Annotated in this window: 11 protein-coding genes and 1 riboswitch; of the genes, 2 read left to right on the top strand and 9 right to left on the bottom strand. The window is 72.8% G+C overall.

What is annotated here, in order from left to right; genetic code table 11:
* Positions 1-117 precede the first annotated feature (117 nt).
* Together O7626_RS34865 and O7626_RS34860 are read right to left on the bottom strand one after the other, a co-directional pair.
* Positions 118-1,158, bottom strand: coding sequence for a C40 family peptidase (locus O7626_RS34865; protein ID WP_278065231.1), 1,041 nt, complete (start codon positions 1,156-1,158; stop codon positions 118-120).
* Between the two features lie 12 nt (positions 1,159-1,170).
* Positions 1,171-1,311: riboswitch (cyclic di-AMP (ydaO/yuaA leader) on the bottom strand.
* A gap of 194 nt (positions 1,312-1,505) precedes the next feature.
* A complete protein-coding gene (locus O7626_RS34860; RefSeq protein ID WP_278065230.1) occupies positions 1,506-1,715 on the bottom strand; it encodes a hypothetical protein in 210 nt (69 codons plus the stop codon).
* Positions 1,716-1,790: 75 nt separating this feature from the next.
* Here O7626_RS34860 and O7626_RS34855 point away from each other — a divergent pair, with 75 nt between their 5' ends.
* Complete coding sequence (locus O7626_RS34855; protein ID WP_278065229.1) at positions 1,791-3,209, top strand: peptidoglycan recognition family protein; 1,419 nt, start codon at positions 1,791-1,793, stop codon at positions 3,207-3,209.
* A 22-nt stretch (positions 3,210-3,231) separates the two neighbouring features.
* Here the strand turns inward: O7626_RS34855 and O7626_RS34850 are convergent, their stop codons facing one another.
* The 3 genes from O7626_RS34850 to O7626_RS34840 form a co-directional block, all read right to left on the bottom strand.
* The gene (locus O7626_RS34850; RefSeq protein WP_278065228.1) at positions 3,232-4,281 is read right to left on the bottom strand and encodes a hemolysin family protein; all 1,050 of its coding nucleotides are present in this window, start codon (positions 4,279-4,281) and stop codon (positions 3,232-3,234) included.
* The gene (locus O7626_RS34845) at positions 4,278-5,711 is read right to left on the bottom strand and encodes a hemolysin family protein (RefSeq protein WP_278066453.1); all 1,434 of its coding nucleotides are present in this window, start codon (positions 5,709-5,711) and stop codon (positions 4,278-4,280) included. Before O7626_RS34845 ends, O7626_RS34850 begins: the two co-directional genes overlap by 4 nt.
* A 171-nt stretch (positions 5,712-5,882) precedes the next feature.
* Positions 5,883-6,611: a hypothetical protein gene (locus tag O7626_RS34840; RefSeq protein WP_278065227.1), complete on the bottom strand. Its 729-nt coding sequence runs from the start codon at positions 6,609-6,611 to the stop codon at positions 5,883-5,885.
* Positions 6,612-6,814: 203 nt separating this feature from the next.
* Here O7626_RS34840 and O7626_RS34835 point away from each other — a divergent pair, with 203 nt between their 5' ends.
* A complete protein-coding gene (locus tag O7626_RS34835; protein WP_278065226.1) occupies positions 6,815-7,480 on the top strand; it encodes a DedA family protein in 666 nt (221 codons plus the stop codon).
* 203 nt (positions 7,481-7,683) lie between these two features.
* Here the strand turns inward: O7626_RS34835 and O7626_RS34830 are convergent, their stop codons facing one another.
* From O7626_RS34830 to O7626_RS34815, 4 genes are all read right to left on the bottom strand, one after another.
* On the bottom strand, positions 7,684-8,328 hold the full coding sequence (locus O7626_RS34830; protein WP_278065225.1) for a response regulator transcription factor: 645 nt from the start codon (positions 8,326-8,328) through the stop codon (positions 7,684-7,686).
* Positions 8,319-9,566, bottom strand: a complete 1,248-nt coding sequence (locus tag O7626_RS34825; RefSeq protein ID WP_278065224.1) for a histidine kinase — start codon at positions 9,564-9,566, stop codon at positions 8,319-8,321. The genes O7626_RS34830 and O7626_RS34825 overlap by 10 nt, the downstream gene beginning before the upstream one ends.
* Positions 9,567-9,696: 130 nt before the next feature.
* Positions 9,697-11,856 (bottom strand): (Fe-S)-binding protein, encoded by a 2,160-nt coding sequence (locus O7626_RS34820; RefSeq protein WP_278065223.1) that lies wholly within the window; start codon positions 11,854-11,856, stop codon positions 9,697-9,699.
* Between the two features lie 341 nt (positions 11,857-12,197).
* A complete protein-coding gene (locus O7626_RS34815; protein WP_278065222.1) occupies positions 12,198-12,461 on the bottom strand; it encodes a cell division protein CrgA in 264 nt (87 codons plus the stop codon).
* Positions 12,462-12,482: the final 21 nt, after the last annotated feature.

The raw sequence follows: 12,482 nt of genomic DNA, 5'->3' as shown, positions 1-12,482 counted from the left end.
CACGGCGCCACCCCGTCGGCCGAACGGCAGAACCCCCGCCGCACCTGCGCGACGGGGGTTCTGCGTTGACTCGGTCGACTCGGAGACCGTCGACCCGGGGACCTCAACCCGGAGATTTCAGCCCGGTCTGCCGAAGCTGTGGATCTCGCCGTCGTCCATCCGCTTCATCTTGACCGGTTCGCCGGCCCGGGAGGCGTGCACGATCCAACCGTTGCCGACGAACATGCCGACGTGGCTGAGGTCGGCATAGTAGAAGACCAGGTCACCAGGGCGCAGCTCGGAGCGGCTGATCTGCTTCGTCTGTCCGCGCTGGGCGCGGGCGTTGTGCGGCAGCGAGACGCCACCCTTGGCCCAGGCGGCCAGGGTCAGGCCGGAGCAGTCGTACGAGCCGGGGCCTTCGGCACCCCACTTGTACGGCTTGCCGATCTGCGCGCACGCGAACTTGACCGCCTGGCCGGACGGGCCGCCGGGGTAGGTCGCCGGGCAGGGCGCGGGCCGCAGCGGGCCGGCGGAGCCGTTCCCGTACGCCTGGATCCGCAGCTTCTGTAGCCGCTCGACCTCGGCGTCGATCTCCTTCTTCTTCGCCGCCAGTTCCGCCTCGGTCTTGGTCAGCTGGGTGACCAGCCGGTCCAGCGGAGCCTTCTGGGCGGCGTACTTCTCCTTGAGGTCGACGACCTCCTGCACCTCGCGCTGCTGCTGGCGCGCGAACTGGTCGAGCACCGAGAGCTGGCCGACCAGCGCGGTCGGCGACTTCGAGGTGAGCAGGGCGTTGACCGCCGAGGCCTTGTCACCCTTGTACGCCTGCACGGCGAAGTCGCTCACCCGGTTCATCGCGGCGTCGATCTGCGACTGCAGCGGGGCGATCTTCTTCTGCAGGGTGGCGGCCTGCTTCTTCTTCGCCGCCAGGTCCTGCCGGGTGGCGTTGTGCTTCTCGACGACCGGCTCCAGCTTGCGCCAGGCGGTGTCGATCTGCTGCTCGATCTCGGCCACCGACGGCTCGGCCAGTGCCGGCGTCGTGCCGGTGAACAGCACGACGGCGCTGGCGAGGGCGGTGAGGGCGATGACGAGGATGGACCTTCGAGGGCGCGGTTTCGCGTTCCCGGCGTCGGCGGCTGCCGACGGGAGGGAGGGCGACCGCGGCGGGGCAGGGGAAGCCACCGGGGTCCGTACTCCTTCTTCCGTAGCCCGCCTACCGGGTTAGCTGACGGGTTCGGGCGGAAAGAGTGTCGCCCTACCGCAGAAGGCGCGGATTCACCCCAGGATGCTCGGGTCCCCGGTTCGCTCTGTGTGACGATTCGGCGGTGTCGAGACGTCGCCGCCCGGCTAGGCGGCCTGCCGTCGGCTCGACGGTCCCCAACCTTAGAGAAGGGTGTTATCCAAACGCAACCCCGTGATCTGAGTCGATTCGTTGTGTATCGGGGCGGTCACGGACGGCGCGAACCGACGCTCGGCGGAGTCGACCCACGAGGACCGGCTCGGACACGCTCGGTATAGGTGAAAGTTTTCTACATGGCGACGAGCTTGTTTGGCAGGTATTGACCGCAGCGGTGTCCCGGGTGGAGGGTGATCGGCAGGCCCACCCCGGCCCCTGGAGGTTCGATGCTTCCCACGACAACGCCGCTGAGCAGGAAAATCGCGATCGGCACCGCCCTGCTCGGCGCTGCGGCACTGCTGCCGGCCAGCCCCGCGCTCGCCGCGCCGCCGTCGACCGACACCCGGCAATCCGAGTACGCCGACACCCGGCAGTCCGAGTACGCCGCCGCGGCGACCCGGCGGCCTGGTACGGCGCGGTGGCCCGGTACGCCGGCAGCGACCGCGCGGACGCCGCCGCCGCCTTCGCTGACGAGGTGTACCGGACCCTCGCCGAGGGTGCCAGCCGGACCACCGACGACGGGCACCGGATCACCCTCCCCGGCCACCCCGGGATCGTCCCGCAGCGGCACTGGCTGGACCGGCTCGGCCTGCCCGGCCGACCCCGCCCGGACGGGCTGGAGTGCCCGCGCGACATCTCCTGCGAGTGGATCCCCGCCCCCTACCAGGCGTTCGGCGAGGGCGACTACGGCAACCACGACCTCTCCGACCGGCCCGCCCGGCAGAAGGTCGAGTACATCGTCATCCACGACACCGAGGGCAGCTACGACACCACGCTGCGGCTGGTCCAGGACCCGACCTACGTGAGCTGGCACTACACGCTCCGCTCCGCCGACGGGCACATCGCGCAGCACGTGAAGGGCAGGGACGTGGCCTGGCACGCCGGCAACTGGTACGTCAACGCCAAGGCGATCGGCCTGGAACACGAGGGCTTCGCCGCACAGGGCACCTGGTACACCGAGGCGATGTACCGGACCTCGGCCAAACTGGTCCGCTACCTCGCCGACCGGTACGACATCCCGCTCGACCGCGACCACGTCATCGGGCACGACAACGTCCCCGGGATCCTGCCGGCGAACGTGCGCGGCATGCACTGGGAACCCGGGCCGTACTGGGACTGGTCGCACTACTTCGACCTGCTCAGGGCGCCGTTCCGGGGCGTCGGCGCACCGGCCGCCGGACTGGTCACCATCGACCCGGACTTCGCCACCAACCGGCCGGCGTTCACCGGCTGCACGGCGGCCGGGGTGCCGTGCCCGGCGCGCGGGTCGTCGTCGGTGGTGCTGCGCACCGCACCGACCGCCGACGCGCCGCTGGTGAACGACCTCGGGCTGCGCCCGGACGGCACCCCGAACACGATGCACATCTCCGACCACGGGGCGCGGGCGTCGGCCGGACAGACGTACGCGCTCGCCGGCCGGCAGGGCGACTGGACCGCGATCTGGTATCTCGGGCAGAAGGCGTGGTTCCACAACCCGAGGTCGAAGCCGACCGCGAAGTGGACGGTGGGCCTGGTCGCGACGCCGAAGCCGGGCCGGGCGACGATTCCGGTGTACGGCCGGGCGTACCCGGAGGCGGACGCCTATCCGGCCGGCGTACCGGTGCAGCCGGTCACCCCGTTGCAGTACACCCTCGCCGCCGGGCAGCGGTACGCCGTCGGGAACGTGCTGCCCGGCGAGTACTACCGGGCCACCACCTTCGACGGCTCGTCACCCGGGGACTGGACGGTGGTCCGGGGCGACAGGCGGTACGTCCAGATCCAGTTCGGCCACCGGATCATGTTCGTGCACGCCGACGACGTACGGCTGCTGCCGTCACCGGTCGGCGCACCGCACTGAGCCGAGGCCGGACCCGGTCGGGTCAGACCGGTGCGGATTGGGTGCCGGTGCCGGTGCCGGTGGGGTCGGTGGTCGTCCCGACGACGGCGGTGAGCACGTCGTCCAGGGTGACCACCCCCATCGGCACCCGCCCGTCGCTGACCAGCACCATGTGCCGGCGCTCCCGGCGCATCGACAGCAGCAGGTCGGCGAGGCTGCGCTCCGGCGGCACCACGGCCAGCGGCCGGAGCAGCTCGGCCGGCACCGGCGCCCGGCGGGCCGCACCGGAATACCCGAGGACGTCCTTGACGTGCACGAAGCCCAGCACCCGACGGCCGGCCCGCTGCACCACCGGGAACCGGGACCGGCCGGTCCGGGTCGCCAGCACCTCCAGGGACGCCGGAGAGACGTCCTCGGCCACCGTGGTGACGCTGGCCCACGGGCGCAGTGCGTCGGCGGCGGTACGCCGGTTCAGCGCCAGCGCGGCGGTGATCCGGGCATGCTCCTCGGAGCCGAGCAGTCCCTCGGTACGCGCCTGCGAGACCAGCCCGGCCAGCTCCTCGGCGGTGAAGACCGTCTTCACCGCGTCGGTCGCCTCGATCCGCCACAGCCGCAGGATCCGCGCCGACGTCCACTTCATCGCCAGCAGCAGCGGCTTGGTCGCCACGCAGAAGGCCAGCATCGCCGGCCCGAGCCAGAGCGCCGACGGCTCCGGCCCGGCCAGCGTGATGTTCTTCGGCACCATCTCGCCGATCACGGTGTGCAGGAAGACCACCACGCCGAGCGCGATCACGAAGGCGACCGGGTGCACCGCCCGGTCCGGCAGCCCGGCCGCGTGGAACGGCTCCTCCAGCAGGTGCGCCAGGGCCGGCTCGGCGATGGCACCGAGGCCGAGCGAGCAGATGGTGATGCCGAGCTGGGCACCGGCGATCATCAGCGGGATCTGGTTCATCGCCGAGAGCGCCCAGCGGGCCCGCTGCGACCCGGCCGCCAGCGGTTCGAGCACGGTACGCCGCGACGCGATGAGCGCGAACTCGCTGCCGACGAAGAAGGCGTTGCCGAGCAGCAGCCCGAGGGTGACCAGCAGGTTCATCCGGCCGTCTCCTCGGGCCGGACCACCCGGACCTGCTCGATCCGGTGCCGGACCACCTCGACCACGGTGAACTCGAAGCCCTGCTCCTCGACGGTCTCGCCGGCCTCCGGGATGTGGCCGAGCCGGGCCAGCAGAAAACCACCCAACGTCTCGTACGGCCCCTCGGGCAGCCGGAAGCCGACCTGTTCGGCCAGCTCGTCGGCGCGGAGTACCCCGTCGACGAGTGCGGTGCGTTCCCCGCCAGGGGCGGTCAGCTCGACCGGCCTCTCCTCGACCGCGCCCCGCCCCGAACCGGCGGCACCCTCGGCGATACCGGCACCACCCCGCGCGGAACCGCCGGAGCCACCCGGCGCGGAACCGCCGGCACCCGGTGTGGATCGGCCGGCGACCGGTACGGGCTCCTCGGCGACCGGGTCGAACTCGTCGGCGATCTCCCCGACCAGCTCCTCCACCAGGTCCTCCACGGTGACCACCCCGTCGGTGCCGCCGTACTCGTCGACCACTATCGCCAGGTCCGCACCGGCCGCGCGCAGCGCCGCGAGTACGCCGTCCAGGTCCAGGCTCTCCGGCACGTACACCGGCTCACGGGCCACCGCCGCCACCGTGGTGGAGTCCCGCCGGTGCGGTGGTACGCCGAGCGCCTCGACCACTCCGGCCACGCCGGTGACCAGGTCGACGGTCTCCTCGTAGACCGGGAACCGGGTCCGGCCGGTCTGCTGGGCCAGGGCCAGCAGCTGGGCGACCGGAGCGGTGGCCCGCAGGGCGACCACGTCGACCCGGGGCGTCATCGCCTCGGCGGCCCGCTTGTCACCGAACCGGATCGTCCGTTGCAGCAGCATCGCGGTCTCCCGGGGCAGCGCTCCGGCCTGCGCGGAGATCGCCGCCAGCAGGCCGAGTTCCTCGGGGGACCGGGCGCTGGCCAACTCCTCCTGCGGCTCCACGCCGAGCCGGCGGACCAGCCAGTTCGCCGAGTTGTTCAGCGCCTGGATCAGCCAGCCGAAGATCCGGGAGAACGCCCGCATCGGCCCGGCGGTGGCCAGCGCGACCGGCATCGGGCGGGCCAGCGCGGCGTTCTTCGGCACCAGCTCGCCGAAGAGCATCGACAGCAGGGTGGCCAGGGCCAGCGCGAGTAGCGGGGTGACCCGCCCGGTGGCGTCCCCGGCGACCGGCCGGAGCAGCGGGGCGAAGAGCTTCGCCAGGGCCGGCTCGGCGAGATAGCCGGTGAGCAGGGCGGTGATGGTGATCCCCAGCTGCGCGCCGGAGAGCTGGAAGGAGAGTTCCCGCAGCGCCTTGCGGACCGTGCCGGCCCGCCGGTCGCCGCCGGACACCCGCCGGTCGAGTTCGGACCGGTCCACTGTGACCAGTGCGAACTCGGCGGCGACGAAGAATGCGTTGCCGGCGGTCAGCAGGGCGAAGCCGGCCAGCGGCAGCAGGGTGCTGAGGAGTAGGGCGTCGATGACTGGTTCACCTCGACCGTGGTTGCGTCCCGCCCGTGGCTATCGAGCACAGTACCGGCCCGACCAGGCGTCGGCTGCCCGGTGTGCACGTGCGGGCCAGCACCCGCGCCCCGGCGACGGTGAGTCTGCTGTCCCGGGGCCGGGTCAGCGCCGGAAGCAGCGCCAGCCGAACGGGTCGCGGGCGTCCGGGTTCTGCGCGAACGCGTCGTCGCCGTAGGTGTCCCGGCAGGCCCGGTCGATGTCGACGGTCCGGGACGGCAGCAGCAGGCGCTCGCACTCCCAGCCGCCGTCGCCACGGGTGTCCGCCCAGCTCGCCCCGACGTGGTCGTCGCAGTAGCGGTCCATCATCCGGGTCAGCCCGTCCCGGCCGTCCGGGCCGAGCAGCACGGGCTGCGGCGGCGGGGGCGGCGGGGCGGCCGGTGCGGGCGGGCCGGTGGTAGCGGGGGGTGTGGGTGCCGCCGCGCCCTGTAGCGGTGGCCGCGACGGCGTCGGCGGTGCGGGCGGGGTCGACACACCCGCACCGCCGGCCCGGGAGGTCGGGCTCGGGGCCGCCGTCGGGGTGGGTCCGGGCGTACCGGTCGGCCCGGCGGGGTCCGGGGTCGGCCCGGCCGGCGGCGGCTCGGCGCCCGACCCCGGCGGGCTGGTCGCCGCCGCCGGCACCCCGACACCCGGTTCGGTGCCGCCACCCCAGACCATCGTGCGCAGGCTGTCCGCCCCGAGCGGGATGGCGAGGAGCAGCAGCCCGGCTCCGAGGCCCACCGTGGAGACCAGCCGGAGCCGACGGTTGGAGCGGGCCCGCCGGTTGTCCGCCCCGGCCTTCCGGTGCCGTCCGCTCGACTCCGCCACCGTCCACTGTGCTGAGCTTTCCGCCACTCGGCGTCCGCCTCCTCGCGGTCCCAGGGCCGTCACCGGCCCGTCATCGCCTGGTCGCCGGACCGCCGACGGCGGTGGCGATATCGACTGGTACGAACGGACGCCGCATGTGGTTCACCGCAGTCCGTGACTGTGGTGCGCGGCAGGCGATCGGGCGCCGCTCCACAGGGTTTGGACAGGTAGCACCGGCTAGCGTCGGATTCATGATCGATGATACGACTCCGCTGGCCGCCGAACCGACCCTGTCCGGGATCGCCGAGTGGGCGACCGACCTGATGGACCGGCTCGGTGCCCCCGGAGCCGGCCTGGCGGTGGCTCTGGAGAACCTCTTCCCGCCGCTGCCCAGCGAGATCATCCTGCCGTTGGCCGGCTTCGCCGCCAGCCGGGGAGAGATGAGTCTCTGGTCGGCGATCTTCTGGACCACCGTCGGTTCCGTGGTCGGCGCGCTGGCGCTCTACTACGTCGGCGCGCTGCTCGGTCGGGAGCGGACCCGGGCGATCGCCGCCCGGCTCCCGCTGGTCAAGCTCGCCGACGTGGACCGCACCGAGGCGTGGTTCCTCCGGCACGGGGTCAAGACGGTCCTCCTCGGCCGGATGATCCCGATCTTCCGGAGCCTGATCTCCATCCCGGCCGGCATCGAGCGGATGCGGCTGGGCACCTTCCTGCTCTGCACCGCCGTCGGCAGCCTGATCTGGAACACCGTCTTCGTGCTCGCCGGCTATCTGCTCGGCGAGAACTGGCACCTGGTCGAGGAGTACGCCAGCGTCTTCCAGAAGATCGTGATCGTGGTCGTGGCGGTCGCGGTCGGCTGGTTCGTCGTCGCCCGGCTGTCCCGGCGCGAGCGCCCGCGGAGCCGCCACCGCATGTGACGCGGGGCACCGCAGGACCCCTTCCCCGCCCCCGGGGGAGGGGTCCTGTGCTCCGCGAGCCTGTGCTCCGCAGCGGTCAGCGGTGTCGAGGAGGACCCTGCCGTGCGGCGGCTCAGCCGGGCGGCTCGGCCGGGCGGCTCGGCCGGGCGGCTCGGCCGGGCGGCTCGGCCGGGCGGCTCGGCCGGGCGGCTCGGCCGGGCGGCTCAGCCGCCGAGATAGCGGAGGACGGCGAGTACCCGCCGGCTGTAGCCGGTGACGTGGGCCAGGTTGAGCTTGTCGAAGACGGCGTTCACGTGCTTCTCGACGGCGCTCTGCGAGACGTGCAACTGCCCGGCGATGGCGGCGTTCGTGTGCCCCTGCGCCATCAGGTCCAGCACCGCCCGCTCGCGTGCGGTCAGCCGGGCGAGCGGGTCGGTGTGGCTGGTCCGGGCCAGCAGTTGGCGTACCACCTCCGGGTCGAAGGCGGCGCCGCCCTCGCCGACCCGGGCCAGCGCGTCGAGGAACTCGCCGACCTGGGCCACCCGGTCCTTCAGCAGGTAGCCGACCCCGCCGCTGGAGCTGGTCAGCAACTCGACGGCGTAACGCTTCTCGACGTACTGGGAGAGGACCAGGACCCCGACGGCGGGCCAGCGGCGACGGATCTCCAGTGCGGCGCGCAGCCCCTCGTCGGTGTGCGTCGGCGGCATCCGTACGTCCACCACCACCGCCTCCGGCGGGTCCGCCGCGACGGCCGCGACCAGGGCGCCCGCGTTCCCGACGGCGGCGGTGACCTGGTGCCCCTCCTCGGCCAGCAGCCGGACCAGCCCCTCCCGCAGCAGGGTCGAGTCCTCGGCCAGCATCACCCGCACGGCAGCTCCGCCTCGATCGTCGTGGGGCCGCCGGCCGGGCTGGTCACCCGGAGGCGGCCGTCCAGCGCGGCGACCCGGCGGGCCAGCCCGGACAGGCCGGCGCCGGCCGGGTCCGCCCCGCCGACCCCGTCGTCGACCACCGTCACCACCAGCCGCCCGTCCCGGACCACGACCCCGACGTCGACCTGGCCGGCCCGGGCGTGCTTGGCGGCATTCGTCACCGCCTCCGAGACCACGAAGTACGCGGCCGTCTCGACCGCCCGCGCCGGCCGGCCGACCAGCCGGCAGTCGACCCGGACCGGCAGCCCGGCGTGCTCGGCGACCCGGGCCAGCGCGTCGGCCAGCCCCAGATTGTCCAGCGCGGTCGGATAGACCCGCCAGGCGACCTCGCGAAGGTCGTCGAGGACCCGGGCGGACTCCTCGTGCGCCTGGCGCAACAGTTCGGTCGCCTTCGCCGGGTCGCTGGTCCGGCGGGCCCGACCGACCAGCATGCCGAGCGCGACCAGCCGCTGCTGTACGCCGTCGTGCAGGTCCCGCTCGATCCGGCGCCGCTCCGCGTCGACCGCCGCCAGCACCCCGGCCCGGCTGGCGGAAAGCTCGGTGATCCGGCGCTCCAGCAGCTCCCGGCCGCTCGGCCCGAGGAACCGCCGGGCCAGCCGCCGGTCCAGCGCCGCGACGCCGACGACGCCCTGCACGGCCAGGAAGAGCAGCACCACGGCCAACACCCCGAAGTACACCACGATCACCGGCGTGGCCTCGATGTCGTCGACCGGACGGCCGACCAGCCAGCCGACGATCACGGCACCGACCACCACCGCGCCGTACAGCATCATCAGCAACACGATCCCGCCGAGTACGCCCACCGGCGCACGGGCGGCGAGATAGCCCACCGCACGGGCGTCGCTGACCGTGCCGGCCGGACTGTCCCCGAAATACCGCTCGACCCGCCGTCGGTCGTACTCGGCGAGCCGGCGGGCGAGCTCGGCCAGCCGGCGGCGGGACCGGGGGGATCCGGCGAGGGCGGCGTAGCCGGGTACCGCGCCGGCGAGGTAGCCGAGGTCGACAAGCGCGGTGGCGGCGCCGAGCAGTACCCCGGTGCCGAGTCGCAGGCCGGACCGGAACGAGCGCCGGGGTGCGCGGCCGGCCGACGGGCCCCACCACGCGGCGCGGCCCGGGGAGCCGGCCGACCCGTCCGGCACCGCGTCCGTCGCCCCGATCCCGATTCCGTGCTGCGGCACATCCCGAAGGCTACCGTTGCGGTTTTCCACAGCTCGGGGGCGACGGATTGCCACAGCCCCGGCCGGAGTCGGGTCAGATACCTGCCCTCGGTTGCCCGCCCGCAGGAACCCCGTTGTCAGGCGTCCGTCGTCAGGCGTCCGGCTTGACCGAGCGAAGCAGTACGGTGGCGACGTCGACGACCTCGACCTGGTCGCCGGCCTCCTTGCCGTTGACCCCGTCGCTGAGCATCGTCGAGCAGAACGGGCAGCCGACCGCGATCGTCTTCGCCCCGGTCGACATCGCCTCCTCGACCCGGTCGACGTTGATCCGCTTGCCGATCCGCTCCTCCATCCACATCCGGGCACCGCCGGCACCGCAGCAGAAGGAGCGTTCCTGGTTACGCGGCATCTCGGTGATCCCGTCGGCCGCCGCCGCGCCGAGCACCTCGCGGGGCGGGGTGAAGACCCGGTTGTGCCGGCCCAGGTAGCACGGGTCGTGGTAGGTGAGCCCGCCGTCGACCGGCTGCACCGGGGTGAGCCGGCCCTCGGCGACCAGGTGGGCCAGCAACTGGGTGTGGTGCACGACCTCGAACTGCCCACCGAGTTCGCCGTACTCGTTGCCGAGGGTGTTGAAGCAGTGCGGGCAGGTGGCCACGATCTTGCGCTTCGCCGGCTCGCGGTCGCCGAACGCCTCGTTCAGGGTCTCGACGTTCTGCTGGGCGAGCATCTGGAAGACGAACTCGTTGCCGATCCGCCGGGCGGGGTCGCCGGAGCAGGTCTCGCCCTCGCCGAGGATGGCGAAGTTCACTCCGGCGGAGTGCAGCAGGGTGGCCACCGCCCGGGTGGTCTTCTTCGCCCGGTCCTCGAACGCCCCGGCGCAACCGACCCAGAAGAGGTACTCGAAGTCGTCGACCTCGCCGACCCGGGGCACCTCGAAGTCGAGCCCCTTGGTCCAGTCCTCCCGGGTGTTCGGCGGGGCACCCCACGGGTTGCCCTTGCTCTCCAGGTTGCGCAGCATCACGCCGGCCTCGGACGGGAAGCTGGACTCGATGAGCACCTGGTAGCGGCGCATGTCGACGATGTGGTCGACGTGCTCGATGTCGACCGGGCACTGCTCGACGCAGGCGCCGCAGGTGGTGCAGGACCAGAGCACGTCCGGGTCGATCACCCCGAGTTCCTCGGCGCCCCCGATCAGCGGCCGGTTCGCCTCGGCCAGCGCCAGTACGTCGACTCCCGCGAGCTGCGCCTCGGTCGCCTTCTCCTCGCCGGCCAGGTCCTTGCCACCCCCGGCCAGCAGGTACGGCGCCTTCGCGTACGCGTGGTCGCGCAGCGACAGCACCAGCAGCTTCGGCGAGAGCGGCTTGCCGGTGTTCCAGGCCGGGCACTGCGACTGGCAGCGCCCGCACTCGGTGCAGGTGGTGAAGTCGAGCAGTCCCTTCCAGCTGAACTGCTCGACCTGGGCGACCCCGAACTGGTCGGACTCCGGATCCGCCTCCTCGAAGTCCAGCGGCTTGCCGTTGCTGGTCATCGGGCGCAGCGCGCCGAGTCCGGAGGCGGGCCGGCCGGGGTCGCGCTTGAAGAAGATGTTGGGGAAGGCGGCGAACCGGTGCCAGGCGACGCCCATCGTGACGTTCAGCGAGATGACGATGACCCAGGTCATCGAGATCGCGATCTTCACCAGGGCGGTGACGCTGGTCCCCGACTCCCAGGCCGGCAGCACCGCGCCGACGGCGTGGCTGACCGGGGTGGCCCAGGCCGGGAACTCGAAGTGGTCGGTGGCGACCTTGAAGCCGCGGATCAGGAACCCGCAGACCAGTACCGCCAGTACCACCGCCTCGACGAAGTAGCCCTGCCACATGGTCGAGCCGGTGAACCGGGACCGGCGTTCCGGGTTGCCCGGCCGGTTGCGCAGCCGGATGCCGATCAGCACTCCGATGCCGAGTACCCCGAGGACGCCGATCAGCTCGGTGACCAGGCCGTAGCCGACCCAGTGTCCGACCAGCGGCAGCCCGCCGGTCGGGGTGACCACCTCGAAGTACGCCTCCAGGACCAGCAGCGACAGGACCACGAAGGCGACCATCACGAACCAGTGCGCGGCGCCCACCACGCTCCAGCGCAGCATCCGGGTGTGGCCGAGCGTCTCGACCAGCATGTTCCGGGCCCGTACGCCCCGGTCGCCGAACCGGGTGGGGTCGGGCTGGCCGAGCCGGACCACCGCGGTCATCCGCAGCACCGCGCGCACCGCCAGCCACACCGCGACCGCGGTGATGCCGGCGGCGAGGACCGTGGTGACGATCTGGACGCTGCCCATGCCTGTTGGCCTCCCCGTCCCTGCTGCCTGACCTCGTCTGCCGCCGGGCCGGCGGTCGGTCGACCGGCGGCGGCGATGTATGCAGCCTACGCGGCGAGGTTACTCGTTGGTAACGTGACTATCCTCGCAACCGGCACGAGAGCATCCGGAGACGGGGCAGGTGCCCGAGACGGGGCAGGTGCCCGAGACGGGGCAGGTGCCCGAGACGGGGCAGGTGCCCGAGACGGGGCAGGTGCCCGAGACGGGGCAGGTGCCCGAGACGGGGCGACGGCGAGAACCGACGGGCGGCCCAGGTCAGCGAGTGGTCCGGGCGCCGACGCGATCGTGCGTCCCCGGCTCGGTCAACGCCAGCGGGAGAGCAGGCCCAGCGAACCGACCATCGCGCCGAAGCCGATGGCGAGGTTCCAGTACCGCCAGGTGGCGACCGGGTACTCCATGTCGGACAGGTAGAAGACCACCAGCCAGCCGATGCCGAAGACGATCAGAGCGACAGCCGTGGCCGGCAACCAGACCGGGCTAGGCTTGCGGGTCGCCGCGGTGGACGTGGGACGGACGTCCGTCGGCGGGGTGTACACCTTCTTCTTACGTACCTGAGACTTGGGCACGGCGCTCTCCTGAGGGGGTGG

The sequence above is a fragment of the Micromonospora sp. WMMD1102 genome, from assembly GCF_029626265.1.
GTDB lineage: Bacteria > Actinomycetota > Actinomycetes > Mycobacteriales > Micromonosporaceae > Plantactinospora.
Note: the sequence above shows the minus strand (reverse complement) of the source record. Positions and strands in the feature narration are given on the sequence as shown.